General features: G+C 60.6%; 17 protein-coding genes. 11 read left to right on the top strand and 6 right to left on the bottom strand.

The window, feature by feature from the left end; genetic code table 11:
- The first annotated feature begins 41 nt into the window (after nt 1-41).
- The 10 genes from VGT77_RS12375 to VGT77_RS12330 all read left to right on the top strand — a co-directional run bounded on the left by VGT77_RS12375 (nt 42) and on the right by VGT77_RS12330 (nt 7,769).
- A complete protein-coding gene (locus VGT77_RS12375; protein ID WP_327463012.1) occupies nt 42-1,220 on the top strand; it encodes a tyrosine-type recombinase/integrase in 1,179 nt (392 codons plus the stop codon).
- Nucleotides 1,217-2,029, top strand: coding sequence for a hypothetical protein (locus tag VGT77_RS12370; RefSeq protein WP_327463010.1), 813 nt, complete (start codon nt 1,217-1,219; stop codon nt 2,027-2,029). Before VGT77_RS12375 ends, VGT77_RS12370 begins: the two co-directional genes overlap by 4 nt.
- A gap of 89 nt (nt 2,030-2,118) precedes the next feature.
- Complete coding sequence (locus tag VGT77_RS12365; RefSeq protein WP_327463008.1) at nt 2,119-2,292, top strand: helix-turn-helix domain-containing protein; 174 nt, start codon at nt 2,119-2,121, stop codon at nt 2,290-2,292.
- A 124-nt stretch (nt 2,293-2,416) separates the two neighbouring features.
- On the top strand, nt 2,417-2,641 hold the full coding sequence (locus VGT77_RS12360) for a hypothetical protein (RefSeq protein ID WP_327463005.1): 225 nt from the start codon (nt 2,417-2,419) through the stop codon (nt 2,639-2,641).
- Between the two features lie 190 nt (nt 2,642-2,831).
- Nucleotides 2,832-3,464, top strand: coding sequence for a hypothetical protein (locus tag VGT77_RS12355; RefSeq protein ID WP_327463003.1), 633 nt, complete (start codon nt 2,832-2,834; stop codon nt 3,462-3,464).
- Nucleotides 3,465-3,694: 230 nt separating this feature from the next.
- Nucleotides 3,695-3,859 carry a hypothetical protein gene (locus VGT77_RS12350; RefSeq protein ID WP_327463001.1) on the top strand — a complete coding sequence of 55 codons (165 nt, stop codon included), beginning with the start codon at nt 3,695-3,697 and terminating at the stop codon, nt 3,857-3,859.
- Nucleotides 3,856-4,152 (top strand): hypothetical protein, encoded by a 297-nt coding sequence (locus VGT77_RS12345; protein WP_327462999.1) that lies wholly within the window; start codon nt 3,856-3,858, stop codon nt 4,150-4,152. The genes VGT77_RS12350 and VGT77_RS12345 overlap by 4 nt, the downstream gene beginning before the upstream one ends.
- 587 nt (nt 4,153-4,739) lie before the next feature.
- Complete coding sequence (locus VGT77_RS12340) at nt 4,740-5,828, top strand: S41 family peptidase (RefSeq protein WP_327462997.1); 1,089 nt, start codon at nt 4,740-4,742, stop codon at nt 5,826-5,828.
- 300 nt (nt 5,829-6,128) lie between these two features.
- Nucleotides 6,129-6,833, top strand: coding sequence for a PEPxxWA-CTERM sorting domain-containing protein (locus VGT77_RS12335; protein ID WP_327462995.1), 705 nt, complete (start codon nt 6,129-6,131; stop codon nt 6,831-6,833).
- Between the two features lie 261 nt (nt 6,834-7,094).
- Nucleotides 7,095-7,769: a PEPxxWA-CTERM sorting domain-containing protein gene (locus tag VGT77_RS12330; RefSeq protein ID WP_327462993.1), complete on the top strand. Its 675-nt coding sequence runs from the start codon at nt 7,095-7,097 to the stop codon at nt 7,767-7,769.
- A 190-nt stretch (nt 7,770-7,959) separates the two neighbouring features.
- Here the strand turns inward: VGT77_RS12330 and VGT77_RS12325 are convergent, their stop codons facing one another.
- The 4 genes from VGT77_RS12325 to VGT77_RS12310 all read right to left on the bottom strand — a co-directional run bounded on the left by VGT77_RS12325 (nt 7,960) and on the right by VGT77_RS12310 (nt 15,070).
- A complete protein-coding gene (locus VGT77_RS12325; protein WP_327462991.1) occupies nt 7,960-10,422 on the bottom strand; it encodes a PAS domain S-box protein in 2,463 nt (820 codons plus the stop codon).
- 603 nt (nt 10,423-11,025) lie between these two features.
- Entirely contained in the window at nt 11,026-11,469 is a 444-nt protein-coding gene (locus tag VGT77_RS12320; RefSeq protein ID WP_327462989.1) for a nuclear transport factor 2 family protein, read from the bottom strand.
- A 249-nt stretch (nt 11,470-11,718) separates the two neighbouring features.
- Nucleotides 11,719-12,498: an alpha/beta fold hydrolase gene (locus VGT77_RS12315; protein WP_327462987.1), complete on the bottom strand. Its 780-nt coding sequence runs from the start codon at nt 12,496-12,498 to the stop codon at nt 11,719-11,721.
- Nucleotides 12,499-14,467: 1,969 nt separating this feature from the next.
- Nucleotides 14,468-15,070, bottom strand: coding sequence for a hypothetical protein (locus tag VGT77_RS12310; protein WP_327462986.1), 603 nt, complete (start codon nt 15,068-15,070; stop codon nt 14,468-14,470).
- A gap of 116 nt (nt 15,071-15,186) precedes the next feature.
- Here VGT77_RS12310 and VGT77_RS12305 point away from each other — a divergent pair, with 116 nt between their 5' ends.
- Entirely contained in the window at nt 15,187-15,486 is a 300-nt protein-coding gene (locus VGT77_RS12305; protein WP_327462984.1) for a hypothetical protein, read from the top strand.
- Nucleotides 15,487-15,545: 59 nt separating this feature from the next.
- Here the strand turns inward: VGT77_RS12305 and VGT77_RS12300 are convergent, their stop codons facing one another.
- Together VGT77_RS12300 and VGT77_RS12295 are read right to left on the bottom strand one after the other, a co-directional pair.
- Entirely contained in the window at nt 15,546-16,400 is an 855-nt protein-coding gene (locus VGT77_RS12300) for an alpha/beta hydrolase (protein ID WP_327463137.1), read from the bottom strand.
- Nucleotides 16,401-16,590: 190 nt separating this feature from the next.
- Nucleotides 16,591-16,869, bottom strand: a 279-nt coding sequence (locus tag VGT77_RS12295; RefSeq protein WP_327462982.1) for a DoxX family protein, incomplete at its 5' end; no start/stop codon positions are given.

The following is a 16,869-nucleotide window of genomic DNA, read 5'->3' as shown; positions in this document are numbered from 1 at the left end:
CAACCGCGCTACAGTGTGGGGAAGGATGTGGGGACAGCGAAGTGGGAAAGCTAACCGCAACGGCAGTCAAGGCGCTGGTGAAGAAGCCCGGCCGGCATGGCGACGGAGATGGGCTGTTCCTGGAGGTGGGCCGCACGGGCGCTGCATCATGGATAGTGCGGGTGCAGAAGGACGGCCGGCGGCGCGACATAGGGCTTGGCAGCTTCAGCAAGGTTCCGCTCTCCCTCGCTCGCGACCGGGCCGCAGAGGTGCGAGCGCAGGTTGAGACCGGGCTGGACCCGGTGCTGGAGCGGCAGAAGGCGGCGGGTGTCCCCACGTTCCGCGTGGCAGCCGCAATGGTGCATGCCGAGCACAAGAAGGGCTGGAAGAACGGCAAGCATCGCGGCCAGTGGCTGACAACGCTGCAAACCTATGCCTTCCCGGTCTTTGGCGATCTGCCGGTGAACAAGATTGAGACCGGTCACGTTCGTGACGTGCTGGGGCCGATCTGGCTCGACAAGGCGGAGACCGCCCGCCGCGTCCGGCAGCGGGTCGGGACGGTGCTGGACTTTGCCGTGGGCAAGAACTGGCGAGCCCATCCGATCGACATGCGAGCCGTAGCAAAGGCGCTTCCTCGCCAGCCGAAGAACAACGGGCGATTCGAAGCAATGCCCTACCCTGAGGTTCCGGCCTTCCTTCAAAGCCTGCGCGAGCGGACCAGCATGGGGCGGCTCGCACTTGAGGCGCTGATCCTAACTGCCGTCCGCTCTGGCGAGGTTCGTGGCGCGCGCTGGAGCGAGTTGGACCTGGAGGCGGGTCTCTGGACCATTCCGGCCGATCGCATGAAGGCGGGCAAGGAGCATATCGTGCCGCTCTCTCCTGAGGCTCTGGACGTGTTCAGACGGGCCAAGGCGCTGCGGCTAGCCGATTGCGGGCTGGTGTTCCCGGGCTTGAAGCGCGGCCGGCCACTCAGCGACATGACGCTGACGAAGGTGCTGCGCGACGCCGGCCGTACAGAAACGACGCACGGCTTTCGCTCTAGCTTCCGCGATTGGGCAGCGGAGCAGTCGAATATGGCTGGCGAGATTGCCGAGGCGGCGCTCGCGCATGCGATCCCGAACAAGGTTGAGGCCGCTTACCGGCGAACGAACTATCTGGAAAAGCGGCGCGAGCTGATGGGGCGTTGGGGGCGGTTCTGCATCATCCAGGAAGGCAAGTTGGTGCATCTTCGGCGCCTATGAAACCTGCATGGCTTGGCCTAGACGCAGAAGGCGTTCGGCGCTTTGCTGATCAACTGCCGCTTTCAGATGAGCAGCGGCGATGGCTGATTTCTGAGCTCTTCATCCAGCTGGGATTAGATGCGCAGGGGCGGCCATTTGCCGACCGCTACCGATCCGAGGGCTCTCGGTGCAGCGGCGACATCACCTACAGAGAGTGGGCGCGAGGCGACGGCCTAACTAAGCGCTACCTTAGAGAGCCCATCTACTCCGGCGACTTCGAGATAAACGAACGTAGAGAGCGGAAGAAGCGTAAAAGACGGCTGAAGCGCGCGCCCTTTAGCGACGATGCTAGACAGATAAGATGGCAGCTGGACCGTTTTCTGTGGGCGTTCGGCTGTCTCAGGGTAGGTTATAGTGAATGGGTGCTGCCACCTGGAGCATGCGAGCCTTACGCCGGCGTGTGGTGGTACAATCAAGAGATTGAGCTCGCGTTGCAGAATGCAGAGTCACAATGCGAAGCTGGTGAGCCACAACGCGCAGCCTACCATGCGTTGCGTGCCGGCCAGCTCTTTGCCGAGATAGCACTCCGAGCGGCGCACAATGAGTTCTTCGAAAAACAGAAGGCAATTCACGAGGCTCAAGTTGAAAGCGCCAGAAGCAGACGGCGGCAATCCGACGAAGAGCGAAGGGAGACCGTGCGAAAATACATGCTCGAAGGTGATAAACCAACGGAGGCTGCTCGGAATGCTGCGCTTGAACTAGGTGTGTCTATGACTACTGTGCGTAAGGCTTTCCCGAGTTCCCACTTGCCGGAGACTCCAGACTTTTGATGCACATGTAGTGAGTGCACTGACTTCCGGTTGCATCTCTCCAGCGTCCACAATGCAATCTAGCACTCGGCGTGGACACTGGAGGACAAATGGAAATCCTACTTTGCCCTCCCGATGCGGCTAGGGCTCTCGGTCTAGGCCGCTCCAAGGTTTACCAGCTCATCAGCGAGAATCGGCTGGAAACTGTGCAGATTGGGCGCAGACGCCTTGTGCGAGTAGAAAGCCTGCGCGCTCTCGCGTCCGGAGAGGCAGGCCATGCTTGAGGCTGATAGAGCTGCGCCCGGGACAAGTAGGCCGGTCCCGAGCGCAGGTAGCGGGAGTGACAAAACAACCGCCAGAGATGGCAGCTACCACAGTGGAGCGGCGGGGTCCAACGCCCCGCTAGAGGTGATCAGCCCTGTTCTCGAATGCGAGAGCCGCCGGCACGTCTGGCGGATTGGGCCTTCAGATTACCAAGGGCGGAAGCGACTAGGTTTCTGGCCCTGGTATCGCGACACGGATGGCAAACTGAAGCCCGGTCGCGGTGGCTTTTTCATGCCGCTGGAGCGGATTCCTGAGCTGATCGACGTGCTGCACCAGATCGACACTCAGCGCGGTCCACCGACCGGCTAACCGGCGGACCAGTTGAGGGGAGCGGCTTTCCGGTCGCTCCCCTCTCCTTTCGCGAGCAATCTTGAAACTTACGACGGGAGGCGGACTCGTGGCTCTCGCCCGGCGCTCGCGTGCGGACAGGAATGGCGGTTTTCAGCCAAAGGCCGAAGTTGGCCCACCCCTTGCTAATATACATGATCTTTTAAGTGTGGTGCCCACTTCGCCTGCTCTCAAGCGGAACGGCTGGGGTGGCGATCGCAACCGTGCCGGCCGCATCTCGACTGAGCTGACGGAAAAGCAGGTCGCGGCCACCTTCGCGGCGGCAGACCGGGCGCTGGCGATCGGCCTTCCGTTCAATCGATTCATTACCCTTCATCTGGAGGCAATTGGCTACTCCGATTCTGAGGCGGGCACGGCGATCGGCGGCTACCTGAAGCTGGTGGGGGACTTCCTGGCGAGGCGCGGTTTGAGCACTGCCTGGAGGTATATTCGCGAGAATGACGAAGGCGACGGCCGCAAGGGCTCGCACGTCCATATTTACCTGCATTGGCCGGCCGGCCCTTCGTTCGGCAAACTCCAACAGAAATGGGTGCGAAACCTGGCTGGCAAACAGACGCCGCGCCGGTCGGTGCGAACAAGGCGCATTGGGGGCACTGCAAGCGCCTGGGACGCCGCTCCAGCGCTTTACCGCGCCAACCTGCACAAAGTGCTTTGCTACGGCCTGAAAGGCGCTCCTGAGGCCGTGGCGAGGCTCTACGGGCTCGACCGGCATGGCGAGGGCGGCCGGATCATCGGCAAGCGCTGCGGACAGAGCCAGAACCTGGGAGGGGGCTCTCTAAAGTAGAGAGAAATAGAGAGTGGGAAACCAACGCCGCCGGCCGCCTGAGCGCTAACACAGTTTTTTCGTCAACGGGGGCGGGCCCCGGTCGGAATGTCCGCAAGCGACCCATTGCTGCCTTTCGCAGGCCGTGCTTTTTGACACTTCGAATAGGAGGTGCGGAAGATCGTGAAACATGAGCCGGTGCCGGAGAGGGGCGAGTGAGGGCGTTGGGGCTCGTCCTCTATGGCCTAGCCGTGTTGCCAGTCCTATTTGCCCTGTTCGCTGCTTGGTATGCGCTCAGTTGGGGCACTCATCCGGGCGGGCTGGTCGTGCTCTATGGCATCGCGGGCGTCGTCTCGTGGGCACTGTGGTTCTCCGGACGAGTGTTGAGGCATAAGCCGGTGGAGAAGCTGGAGTGACCGTGGAGCAGCAGGCCAACTCGATTTTCGTGGTCGCGATCTTGCTGTGGTTTACGGTCCCGGCTTGGCTGGTGATCAACAAGCGGTTTCTCAGCGCTGGTTTCATTGGTGTGTTCGCTGCGATCATGCCCCTACTTTGGCAAGGCTGGTTCACCGACTCCGAGGCGAAAGGCTTCCATCTGCTGGCAATCCTGCTCTTGCCTGGCGCACTGCTGGCGGTCGCGATAGGCGTGCTCGTTTGGTTATACCGCATCGGGCGCTACATCTGGCAGTGCACTCGGTTGTGTTTGTAAGCTACAGCACGCTACTTCAGTGCCTGGCTGGTTAGCGGTGGGCCAGCGTCCGCTCCCAACCATAGCGGGCTTTGACGAAGGCAGCAGACGGAACCGGCTTTCTACTTTTCAAAACCTCAGATGGTATGAACGGTTGCCCAGGCTACTCCCTTTGCCGATCGCCTTTGGAAGCGCCAACTAGGCGACATTACGTTTGGCCAAGCGCCTTCGAAGGATGGTAGCGGGTTTCAGGACCAGTAACGTCCGCTACCCACCCTTAGCCGACATTCCAGAGGTAGCTGGCAGCAACGGCGGCCAAGCGCCCTTCCTGGCCGTTCCACGCAGGCCGGCTGCACGTCCAATCGGGCCTTTGAAGCAGACATGCAAAGCGGTGAGCGAGGCGCGGAAAGTGGACGTGAGTTCAACTACTCTGTCGCTTCTGGCTGTTTGTCGATGTTGCTTGGGTGTTCGCAGACCAAGCCGCGCCCTTCGGAAGGCGCAAGCTAATGGTTTGTCTGCGATCGCCGGGATCGCGCCATGGTCGGAGATCTTTTCGAATGAAAGATGCCGCAAGTCTGCTCGCCCTGACACTTCTACTTGCAGAAACTGTGGCCGTTGCACAGCAGGCGCCCGTAGCGAAGGACGCCGAGGCCGCGGCAAGCTCCAACATGTCGGGCCTGCACATCTCGGCCAAACAGGAGGTGGTCGAGAACATCGCGGTGGCCGCCGAAACGATGTACGTGGAGCCGGCAGCGGGCGCAAAGCTGGCGCAGCACCTCCGGGAACGGCTCGGCACCGGCGCTTACGATATGCACGCCGATCCGGCAGGCTTCGCCGCCGCGCTAACGAGCGACCTGCGCTCGGTGGTGCCGGACCTTCATCTGAGAGTGGCTTACGAGCCGAACAGGAGTGCCTCGACCGGGCCGATGCAGCCACGCCGCTATAGTGCCGACGGCGCATCGGCTCCGCGCATGATGGCGCGCATCGACGGAAGGAGTAACGACGAGATTGCGCGGACGAACTTTGGCTTTGATCGGGTGGAGCGGCTGGAGGGCAATGTCGGCTATCTGAAGCTGACCAGGCTCGTGCCGCCGGACTTGTCCCGACCCACTGCCGAGGCAGCAATGGCGTTTCTTGCTCACTCCGACGCGGTGATCATCGATGTTCGAGGTGTGCCCGGTGGCTCTCCCGAACTGGTCCGCTTGCTTCTCGGGCACTTCGTTGAGAAACCGCTGCGGCTCCTTACAACATACGACCGACCGAGCAGCACCACGGAAGAGATCTGGACTGCGGAGGTAACGTCGGGACGGTTGGCCGGCGTGCCGCTCTATGTGCTCCAGGACCGCACCACCGCCTCGGCTGCCGAAATGCTTGCGTATATCGTGCAGCGCCGCGGCCTTGGCACTGTTGTTGGCGAGACAAGCAGGGGGGCGGGCAACGGTGGGAACATGATCGAGGTGGGAAGCGGAATATCCTTCTTCCTGCCTCAGCGGCGAGTGACCGACGGGCCAGGCTGGGAGGGCACCGGCGTGACACCGGACCTTCTTGTCGCCGCCGCCGGCGCGCGGGACGCCGCCCACCGGGCAGCGCTCGACGCCCTCAGATCCCGTCGCGCATCCGGGCAGCCTGCGGCGAAGATCGGTGCGGCCGAAGCAAGCCGGGCCCTCAGGTCGCCCGCAAGCGCTACCGCCAAGTAGCTCTGGACGTCCTCTGATCCCGCTTTCCGCCCATAGTTGCCCAAACGTCGGGCCTGAACGGACGACCGGAAACGACCCATCTCGGCCATTCGTTCAGCGTCGAGGAGATTTTCAGTGCAGCGCTCCGATAGTCAAGCCACGCACCCCAGCACGCCGGTCAACGGACGATCTGCGGTCGGGGTGCGATCTCATGGAGTGCCTCAAAATGGGACTGGCGAGAGCTTTCCTTTGAGGCAGCACGCAACTAAGGAGCAGTTAACGATAAAAGTGGTCGCACGTGTCTACAGGGGAGTTCCAGTCATGCGATTAAGTGCTTTTTGCGCGAGCCTTGCGGCCGCGTCCGTGTTCCTCACAGGTTCGGCTTATGCTGCCAACGTCGCTTCCAGCACCTTCGATGTTGGAGCCGAAGGTTGGCAGGTGGGCGAGTTTCAATCTCTCGGCGCGACATCTGGCGTAACTTACAACAGTGTGCGTCAGGACATCGAGACAAGCGACGTGTTCAGCTACAATGCATTTGTCGCCCCAACCGCGTTCCTGGGCGACAAGTCCGCGGTTTTTGGGGGCACGTTCCGGTTCGAATTGTCGGACAGCTTGAACGACGGTTTTGCAGCGTCACCCTTCACACTTATTGGCAATGGCCAGGCGCTCTATGCAAAGGGGAGTGTGGTCCCAAGTACCGACCCGTTGGCCAAGACTACCTATTCGCTGACCCTGATCGGGTCCAACTTCGGCACATCAGACGGTGGCGCAGGTACTGTGAGCGATGCAACCCTCCAGTCAGTTCTGGCTAATCTACAGCGGGTCGCGATCAATGCTGACTGGCGCTCAGGCGCTGACTTCGTGACGCTCGATAACGTTTACCTGTGCACGACCGGAGCCTGCGGTGCCGTGACACCGCCTCCTGGTGTCCCGGAACCGGCAACCTGGGCGATGATGCTAAGCGGCTTCGGCCTGCTCGGCGCCGCAGCGCGTCGCCGCGCCCGCAGTTCAGTCACCTGCGCTTAGGCTCCCCCGCACAAGCGTAGGTAGCGCCGTCGGTGGAAACGCTGGCGGCGCTCTTTCGTTTTCTGCTTTCGACCCATTTCGGGCATTCCGCTGAGATCTCTCGTGCGAGGTGATCAGAGCTTAGCGTGTGCCTCGAAGGTTGAGCTGCCCCACTTCAGGAATCATCGGCTTATGCAAGCACTAGGGCGACGGCGCGTGATGAGCTAATCTGTAGCTAGGAGACGAGTCGGGATCCGGCCGTCTTTGCAGCAGGGGGATAAGATGAAGCGATATACTGCGGCCTTTGCCGCGCTCAGCGCGTTGACCGCGCCTGCTTACGGCAACTTACTGACCAATGGCAGTTTCGAAGCTCGCGCAGTTACAGCGGCAGACAATTGCTTGGGATTTGCCTGGTGCGTACGCAGCTTTGCGAGCACGCCAGGCTGGACCCAGTACGCCAATGGGGTCGATCTGATCCACAACAAGTACGAGCAACCCGGCCTTCCGGTACTCGTCGATGCATCGCACGGCGTGCAGTTCCTGGACATGAACCAGGAGGGTGCGATCGGCGGATTGGCTCAGATTGTTGCCGCTACGGCAGGTCAGACATACACCTTGTCTCTCGACGCATCCGCCTGGGCAACCAACTCACGAGGCGGCACGATCGGCTATGATCTGTACGACCCCTCCAGCAATCTCGTGCTAGCTACGGGGGGCTTCACTGACCCTGCTGGTGGCACTTGGGTGCGTCGCACATTGAACGCTCAAGCAGCCTCCAATCAGATAGGGGTCCGCGTCTACAGTGTTTTCGCTGCGCAAGCCGGCATGGGACTCGACAACGTGGTTCTGAACGCGGCCGTTCCCGAGCCGGCGACTTGGGCGATGATGATCGGGGGCTTTGGTCTGATGGGCTTCACAGCACGTCGTCACGCGCGAAGGTCCGTCGCCTACGCCTGAATGCCGACGGAGACGCTGATAGGGAGCGCCGCCAATGAACGTCTGGCGGCGCTTTCTATGTCCGCTTTCCACTCGTGCGACCATTGGCCGCGCGGCCGGTCGAATCGTCGGCCAGCGACCCTTAGCAGACCTCCGAAGCAGACCATTCGTCTAACCTTAGGCATCGTGAGCGGCCGTCTTGACTTCGCATCTACGCTTCAACAGCACGCGGTTCCCTAGCCTCGTGCAATGCTCTCACCACCGCCTCGGCGGAGTACGGCTTCTGAAGCAGTGGAAATCCATGACGGCCTTCCTCAACCAAAACGTGGCTGTAGCCGCTGGTGAGCACGATCGGCATGTTGGGCGAGCGTTCCCGTATCGCCTTGGCTAACTGAATACCGTTCATCCCAGGCATAACAACGTCGCTGAAGATAACGTCGTAAGAGGCGCCTCCTGCAAGCCGTTCCAGTGCGGCAGCGCCAGATTCTGCTACTTCAGCGTCGAAACCGAGATCATGCAGTAGATCGGCTGCGAACCCGCGAACATCAGCATTGTCTTCCACGATCAAGACCTTGCCGCCCGCGCGCAGTGAGCTGACCCGCTCGGACGCGGTGCTCGCGTCGGGCCTGTCATCACGTGCTGGGAGCAGCAGTCGAAATATAGTTCCGACTCCAACCGTACTTTCGACGACGATCTCTCCGTCAGATTGTTTTGCGAAGCCGTAAACCTGGCTCAGCCCCAAGCCGGTACCCTTGCCGACCTCCTTCGTTGTGAAGAATGGCTCAAAAATTCGATTCAAGGCATCCGGCTCAATCCCTTGGCCAGTGTCGGTGACCTGAACACACACGAAATCACGCTCTTCTTGAGCTACCCGGTGGATCTCGATCTTAAGCTCACCCTCTCCGTCCATCGCATCACGGGCGTTTACTGCCATGTTCACGATTGCCGTTTCGAACTGCGCGGTGTCCGCCTCCACGAAGCAGTTTGAGCACCCAGCGTCTATCTCCAGGCGAACTCGCGAACCCAACACACTCCTGAGCATTTCCGCGATGGAAGTAATTCGAAGGCCAGCGTCGAACACCTCGGGATGCAGCGCCTGCCGACGTGCGAACGCTAATAGCTGGCCAGTCAATCGAGCCGCTCTGTCGGCAGTGTCCGATATTGCCTCGACGTAGCGCTGGCGCTTGGCCTCGCTAAGGTCACTTCGGCGGAGCACGTCGGCAGAGCCCCTGATTACCGTCAGAAGGTTGTTGAAGTCGTGCGCTATCCCGCCGGTAAGCTGCCCGATCGCTTCCATCTTCTGGCTCTGCCGAAGGGCGTCGTTCGCGATCTCTAGTTCTCGCGTTCGCTCTATGACCTTCTGTTCCAAGTTTTGGTTGGCGCGCTGTGCAGCCTCGAACAGACGAGCATTGTCGATCGCGACAGCCGCCTGTCCAGCGAGGCCGAGGAGCAGTCGCTCTGAGTCCTCACCAAACACGCCTGCCTCTGGATGCGCGAAGAACAGGCCACCGATCACCTCACCCGAGCGGGAGGTGACAGGGACTGCAAGATAGCTGCGAACGGCCAGGTGTCCCTGAGGCATGCCCCCATGTGGCGGGTTCTTGCCATAGCGGGGGTCCGACGTGATGTCGTTCGAACGAACGACTCCCTCACCGTTGAACGTCGGAGCAAAAACCTCAGTCGCGCGAGGGTGGCCAAAGCCTTCGAAGTCCGATCGCTCGGCGCCAGACAGAGTGTAGAGTAGGAGACTCTCCCCTGCCTCATTGGTGACGTTGTAGAAGAATGCACCAAACTTAGCGCCGCTCAACTGGACACCTGCATCGGTAACCATTTGAACGATTCGGTTGAGATCGAGCTCCGCAGCTAAAGCTTCGCCAGTCTGATTAAGCACATCGAACTGCGCTTGCTTCGCTTTCTCCTGTTCGATGTTTCGAGCCTCAATCACGGTGCCCACTGGGGTTCCGCTTTGATCAAGGAGTGGGCTTGCCGTGAACGCGACAGGGTAGAAGCTGCCGTCCGGCGCGACAAAGATCTCCTCGCCCTGCATGTGCGCCCGTTCCGGGAAGGCACGATCGATGGGGCATTCTTCCAGCGGGTAGTGCGATCCGTCCGGCTTTGTGTGGTGGACGACATCGTGAAGCGGCCGCCCACGCATCTGTTCGAAGGTATAGCCGGTTAGCGCCTCGGCAGCGGCATTCGCATAGATGCACTGCTGCCGATGATCCATGAGGAACACCGCCATTCTGGTATTGCTTAGAATAGCGTCCAGGCGACGGCTGGTGTCCCGCAGCTCTTCCTGAGCAGACAACTCTGCTGAGACGTCACGGTAAAACGCGGCGACCCCAGCCTGAACAGGGACAATACGAGACTGCAGCCAGGCACTGTGCCCATCCTCCCATTCCTGATGATGCGTCGCGATGCGCTCCTCGCGGTGCAACATGACCCATTGGAAGAGCTTGCCCAAATCGGAGTCTTTTAAACCTGGCGTCAGCTCCCACAGTGTTCGGCCGACAAGTTCATCCTTCGAACGCCCGTCGAGGGAAAGCGCAGCCCTGTTTACGTCCAGAAGCCGGAACTCTTGATCCAGTAGGAAGAAGGCCTCTGACATGTTTTCGAGAACGTCACGCGCATAGGCGGGGAGGTTCAAGTGTGAGGCAGCGCCTGTGTCGGTCAAAGCTACTCCGGTGGTACGATCCCCCCGCCCCCCTGCCGCCTATCGATGAGGACCGTCCCGTTAGCAAGTAGGCCGCAGTGCTTTGTGCCGCGTAGCGCACCGGAGCGCGACAGGCTCAACGCCCCGCTAGATCAACCCCGTTCCTTGAACACAGGAGGTTGAGAGCGACGTCTGAAACGACAGGCAGCCCCGCCGCTCTCAGGCTCCGGCTAACGCGAAAAGGAGGCGAATGGATTATCGCCTCGGATCACCGTCCGGTGCTTGGTTGACCGATCGCTTCCGCCGATCCGCCGCTGATCTTCATCACTTCCGAGATGCAGCTCTTGGCTATCAAGGCTGTCCGCCTCGCGTTCGCACTGGCCAGCGATGCTGAGGAACTCCTCTCTTCCCGCCTCTGAATAGGTCTGCTCCGCTAGTCGGCGCGCGAGTCGCGCTTGCTTTCGAAGGTCACTGCTGTCGAGCATGGCGGATCGAACCGGATCGAAGTCGATTCGTTCCGAGCGATCCGTTACCGCAACGGCTGGAACTGTTCAGAAGTCTGTGCGTTGTCGCTTGCACACGCAAGGCGTTCTCCAGCGACCGCGTTGTTGTGGATAATGCCGATTATCGCGGGCGTTCATCCGAGTACTGCCAGTGAACGCCACGCCAGAAGCGCCAACCATCCGGCGTCCGCCTCCATACTTGGAAGTCGCGCATCTTACGAAATGCACCTTCTGGCATGCCGCGGAGACGTGTCTTCCAGATGAGCCGCGCTATTGCGACATCGCCATTGACGGCGATTTCTTCAAACTCCGGCGTGGTTGAAACAACCGTGTTGTCGCCCTCACGTCTGCAAAGACGGGCATACCCGGCAGCCAGGCCATCGAAGGTCCGATCGTTCGCATCCGGATAGCTTAAGACCAGATCTCGATCGACCGAAGCCATCGAGCCTTCGGTGTTCCCCGCGCTGCATGCTTCGGCACCCGCCACGATGGCGCTTCGGACTGCCTCCTGATCAGCGGTTGGCGATGTAGCAGCCAAGGCTGTGGCAAGTAGTGTCAGCATCATGCCCTCTCCAGCCTTCTGATCTCCACCTTAGCTAGAAACATCCTGCGAGCTGCCGTACGCGTTCGGCGAACGTCATCTGGCCCAAGTTATCCCGTGCTTCAGCCCTGCGGATTGCTGCCCAACCAAGCATGGTAGCGGGCACAGTTACGACCAGGTGCATAAGCTTCTCCATGGCAACTTCTCCACGGCAAAAGCTCAGCTTGAAGCACAAACCTGAACACAGGATCGTGAAATGCCGGACGGCTCACCTCAAGCGATTCCCTGTTTGATGATCCTGACCGTCTCTTCTGGCTCCTCCCACATCGGAAAATGGCCACTGCGTTCGAACCACACCACGCGTGATCCCGGAAAGGCATCCTGAGCTCGGAATGCTTGCGCAGGAAAACAAAGCCGGTCGTGCCGGCCCCACCCGATGGTGATCGAGCCTGATCCAGGCGCCGCTGGGCCCTCTTGCTTCGGCCCATAGGCAAGATCGTCCACCAAGGCGTCAAAGTTGGGTGTGTCCGCGAAGCTCTGCAGTTCGACCTCAACCAGATTGCCATTGAGCTCCCACGGCCTGGCACAGAGCTGGGCGAGCAGCATGGATCTGGCGAATGGGTTGTGCGCCATCACCGGCAGAACAGGTCGTATCGAGCGGAGCAGCACGACAGAAGCTGCAAGGGAGCTTTTGATGAAGTGGCGCTCCCACCCCTCCCAAAAGCCGCCCGGATCAAGTGCGACCACTGCCCCGGACTGACCCCGTCTGGACATCTCGAGCACCAGCCGAGCCCCCAAGGAGCTGCCGACCAGGTCAGCGCTGGTGAGCCCCTCGGCCTTCAGCCATCTTTCAAGGCTTTCAGCCAAGCCTTCAAAGGTGCCACTGCCTGGCTCAGCAGGGCTGTCACCGTGACCCGGCAGGTCGAGCGTGATAACCTCTCGATCGCGAGCAAGCGCTAGCGTGACGAGACACCAAGCTCGACTGGTGCTACCGAGGCCGTGGACTAGAACGAGCGGTTTTCCCCGGCCGCGGCAGGTGAAGTGGATTGTCATGCGCCCTGAACGTGCGAGCCGATCCCGAGAGCCATTTAGCAGCTCTCGGGCAAGGTACGACCAGCCGCACCAACGGTCAGTTTCGTCGCTCAGCTAACTGGGCCGTGCAACGCTAAGTCTGCTTTCCACCCATTGCAGACGTTCGAAACGGAGCTAACCTTCCTAGGATGAGGCTTCCGATCGTTTTAGCAATGGTCGGGCTAGCATTTCATCCTGCGGCTGATGCGCAAGGGTCGGGAGCATGCGCGTCAAAGCGGCGAGCGACATACGAGCGGATGGCGGACCTTCCTGCAGGTGCCGCAGCGGCCTTACAAGTTCGTATGGCGGAGAAAGGTGCTCCATACCAAGGAGGCGATGTGCGCCTTCGTCCCAACTTGCCACACCATCAGTTTCTGAGGGCCGTTCAGTCGGGTTGCGAGTTGCGCGTCAGGTATCTGCAAGGGGGCTTTGTTCTGCGTTCTGGCACATTCCTGCTGGTCCAAACGAAAGGCAAATGGCGGCTGCGAGACGTCGATTAGAATGTCAGGTTTCCACCCATTGCGGACATTGCAGCTGCGGCCCTAGGCGTAGCCTGTAGTGCAGACCGCCTCCGTCACACAGCTCATCGCCAACTTTGCATCGGCGTGTCGATCACTAATCCCATCGCTAGAAGTAGCTGGCGTGCCGTGGCGGAACCAGGAGCAGTACGACAACTGGGATATACGCCACTTCAGTGCACGCTGGTAGCGGCGGCTGAACGCCCGCTAACCACCCATAGACGTGCTCGGCAACACCGCTGTTCGTCGGCATGAACTGCTGCTTCCTGAAGCCTCCAGCCTGGAAGGCGGCAAGGGCAAGGGTTCGAGAGTGGCTGTGAAGCGGAAAGCCTCATTTCGCCTTTCCTGAGGCATCTAGTCTTATGTTCCGTGAAGCCATTCGTCGAACGAGAGGTCCCCGAGGTCGGCGAGCTGATCGAGGAGTTTGGCGGTGTCTTCAACAGATGTGTGGCCACTGCGCAGATCGTGCGCCAATCCCCGGCTAAATACCCCTATTCTAGATAGAAGGTGTAGCAATCGGTCGTCACATGAGGCCCTCTGCGCATTAGCACGGACGTTCTCGGCTACTCTCCACAGCCGTCCAGTGTGGCGTCCATTAGACGCATAGATCGGCTCATCCAAAATCCGCCGCCGAAGGCTCTCAAAGCTCTTGTTATTTTCAGGCATGCGGCAACGGCGCCTTTTCAGTTAGACAGCGTAAAGCACCAGACACTCTCAAGCGGGACAACACTTTTTATGCCACGGATGTATCTCGCCCCCGGTACCTTGCTCGAACCTCAAGTTGTCTACGGCCATCGCTTCCCCGGAGAGGAACAGGTCTTCCACAACGGTTCAGGCACATACGGTAGAGCTGTTCGACCGGAGCGGGGTGCCGCCTGGAAAGATCATGTCGGTGAGCGGGATGTCGAGGTGGTCATCCTGGAAGTTCATCAATGCCCTGCACGAGCACGGTTGAGGGAAGCCGAACTAATCGCCGAGCGCCAGCCGGTCACCAATCACCATCATCGAGGCGGACCGAACAAGCAGGTCTTGCGAGGGTTCACCAAGCGAGGTGCACGGTGCAACTGCAGATCGGAAGATTGCTATGGACAAGAGGCTGCGAGGAACGAACCTGACCGTCTCTGAACCCCTGCCTCACTCAGCGGTTAAACCTTTGAACCAGAGAGCGCAGAGGGCTGCCCGAAGGGCCCCTAAACTGGAGCGCGCAGAGCCTCTCCTGAAGCTAAATGTTCGCCACCTCAGTGCCTCGCTGGTTAGCGGCGGTCGAACGTCCGCCAACCACCCTTAGCGGACATTCGCGCCCGTCGGCTTAGATACCCTCCAGCTCGTCCACCTTTAGCTGCCGGATCATAGCCTTCATGTAGGCGATGTCCGCTCTCAGCTTATCGCGCCTGCCTCCCTTGTAGGCGTTGCGGCTGGCGATCGCCTTACCTTCAGTGGTGCGCGGCCCCGTTGAGCGCTCCCACGGGCTCCAGCGCCGGATTGCCGCCGATTGCTGCGCCCGTCGTTCCGCTGTCCAGCCGTTCGCCACTGCCTGCCTCCAATAGTCCGCTTGGCTGATTTGATTTTTCTTCCGCCCGTGCGGAATGCGCCACGCCGTTGTTCACCTGCTGCGGCCCGGTGGAGATGTTCGCCTGTTTGGCGACAACAAGCGGCGGGTTCTTGACGGCTGCCAAGGTCTCCAGCGTCGCCCGGCACTGTCCTTGCGCCTTCAGGGCCAGCTTCATGTAGCGATCGGCTGCATTGATATACTCGCCCATGTTCACCTGCGCCCGGCTGGCCAGGTCGAGGAAGATGCTGTTGAGCGCGCTGGCCTGAGCCACCAGCATGTCCTCAACCCCGCCTAGGTCGCCTGCCCGGACCTTCTTGGCCTCCTTCTGAAGGGCTTCGTAGGTCGTCTGTATATCCACCTCGCCAAACGATCGCTTGCTAAAGGCGATGACGGTTGCGGCAGCGGTCACACAAGGGTTCAGCGCCATTTGCGCCATGTGTTCCGGCGGCAGCGTTTTCTTCGACTCCGATGCGGTGGTGCTCATTTGCCTGCCCCCATTCTGCCGCGTGACCGTCCGCTCGCGGCTTGAATGATATACCACCTTTGTTCCAGAAGAACAAAGTGGCATTCACCTCCCCTCAGCTGCGTGCAAAGGCGCTCATGGCCTTGGAGGAAGCGGTCCAGGAATGCCGGGTCAGAGCGCCGCGCCGGACGCTCGCGGTGCGGTTTGCGCTCGCCTACCTGTGGAGCCTGCGGCCGGGCGATCGTAAGCCGTACGATGATCTCTGGAAGGCGCTTGGCGCTGAAGGCATTTGGCGCTTCTCGGCAGCCGATCATGCGCTCAGCTGCATCTACCGGCAGTTGGAGATTGCCCGCGACGATGAGATCGCAATGCGTCTGTGGCGGCGGCAATGGGCGGAGCGAGAACGTGCAAAAGGTGAGCCGCCGAATCCCCACTAGGGGGGAAGCGGACACTCAGGGCAATATCCGCAACATGCGCGGTGCTCGTGCTCCTGCTGCTACTTGTTTGTGCATGCGAGATTAAAGCCGAATGCGAGTGCTGGCGGCTTAGAGGGCGGTAAAAGATACTGAGCTGCTTGGGGTGTCAGCTGCTGATAGATCGTAGCGTGAGTCAGGTCGGAGCGCCGGAGCTCGCAGTTCGGCAGCCCCTGGTTGCGGATCGCGGAGATCAATCGTTGGCTGGCGGAAGGTTCTTCCAATTGTTCCTTTGCGATCGCTAGGAACAGCGACCGACCTTTGTGGCGCGCATTCACCCGCCCGATAGCCGTCCGGGACAGCGCTTCCTTATCCCACCATAAGCTTGGATCGATAGCGCCGTAAGCGTCGAACAATTCTGGGTCTGTGAGATACGTCTCTATGACGAACAGACCCGCAAGTGACTCGCCCAACACGGCGCTCCGCTCACCGGTGCGATAGGTTCGCTCGACTAGCGGTTTCACCTCGGTCTTCAGAAACTCACGAAACTTAGAGGAGGAGCCGGCAGTGGGAAAGCGTTTCAACAGATCCGGGTCCTTAGTGGGGCCGACCAGTTCCTTGCGCCGATCCTTTGTCTCAATACCGACGACGATGGCCTCGGCCGATCGCCCCCACATCGCGCCAAGCTGAACCACGCCGGCTACGTGCAGCAGATCTTGGTCGATCCCGCCGTCAATCAGGTAGAGCACTGGATAGCGTCGCTCTGGTGTTTTGGCGTAGCTCGGCGGCAGGACCACATTCACTGTCCGATGCTCGCCTAGGGCACGCGATGCGATGTCATACGCTTTGCCGATCTCGATAGGGCTCTGGGCGGCGGCCGGCAGCGCGACGCAACCCACCAACGTCAGCACGAGTGCCCGGAAACACAACATCAGCACGACCCGCAACTCACCAGTCCTCGAATGACAGCGAGCTAGATACTCCCCGACGGTGGAAAGAACAGGCGCAGATTGATCCGATAGTCCACGCAGGCACCTCAACTTCCGCAATGGGTGGAAAGCGGACGCTCAACAGGTAGAGCCGCCACCGAACATAGGTCGGCAGCGGCTCGAAAGACACACAGTGACGTTAGTCTTCGTGCTTGCGACGGCTCCTGAGCGCGTCAAGGCTCCAGGCGCCCGGACCAGCAAAGATCAGGTAGAAGAACGCGAAGCAGAACATGATGGCAGCTTCGCCCTGGTTGAGGACCGGGAAGAAGCCTTGGGCGGCGTGCCCGAGGAAGTAGGCGGCTGCCATGGTACCGGACGCGAGGAGCGCCGCCGGCCGGGTGAACAGGCCAAGGACGATCAGCACGCCCGTCACGAGCTCAATGACACCGGCCGCAACGATGATGCCGGGCAGTGGGCC

The organism is Sphingomonas sp. (assembly GCF_035944535.1).
Lineage (GTDB): Bacteria > Pseudomonadota > Alphaproteobacteria > Sphingomonadales > Sphingomonadaceae > Sphingomonas_B.
Note: the sequence above shows the minus strand (reverse complement) of the source record. Positions and strands in the feature narration are given on the sequence as shown.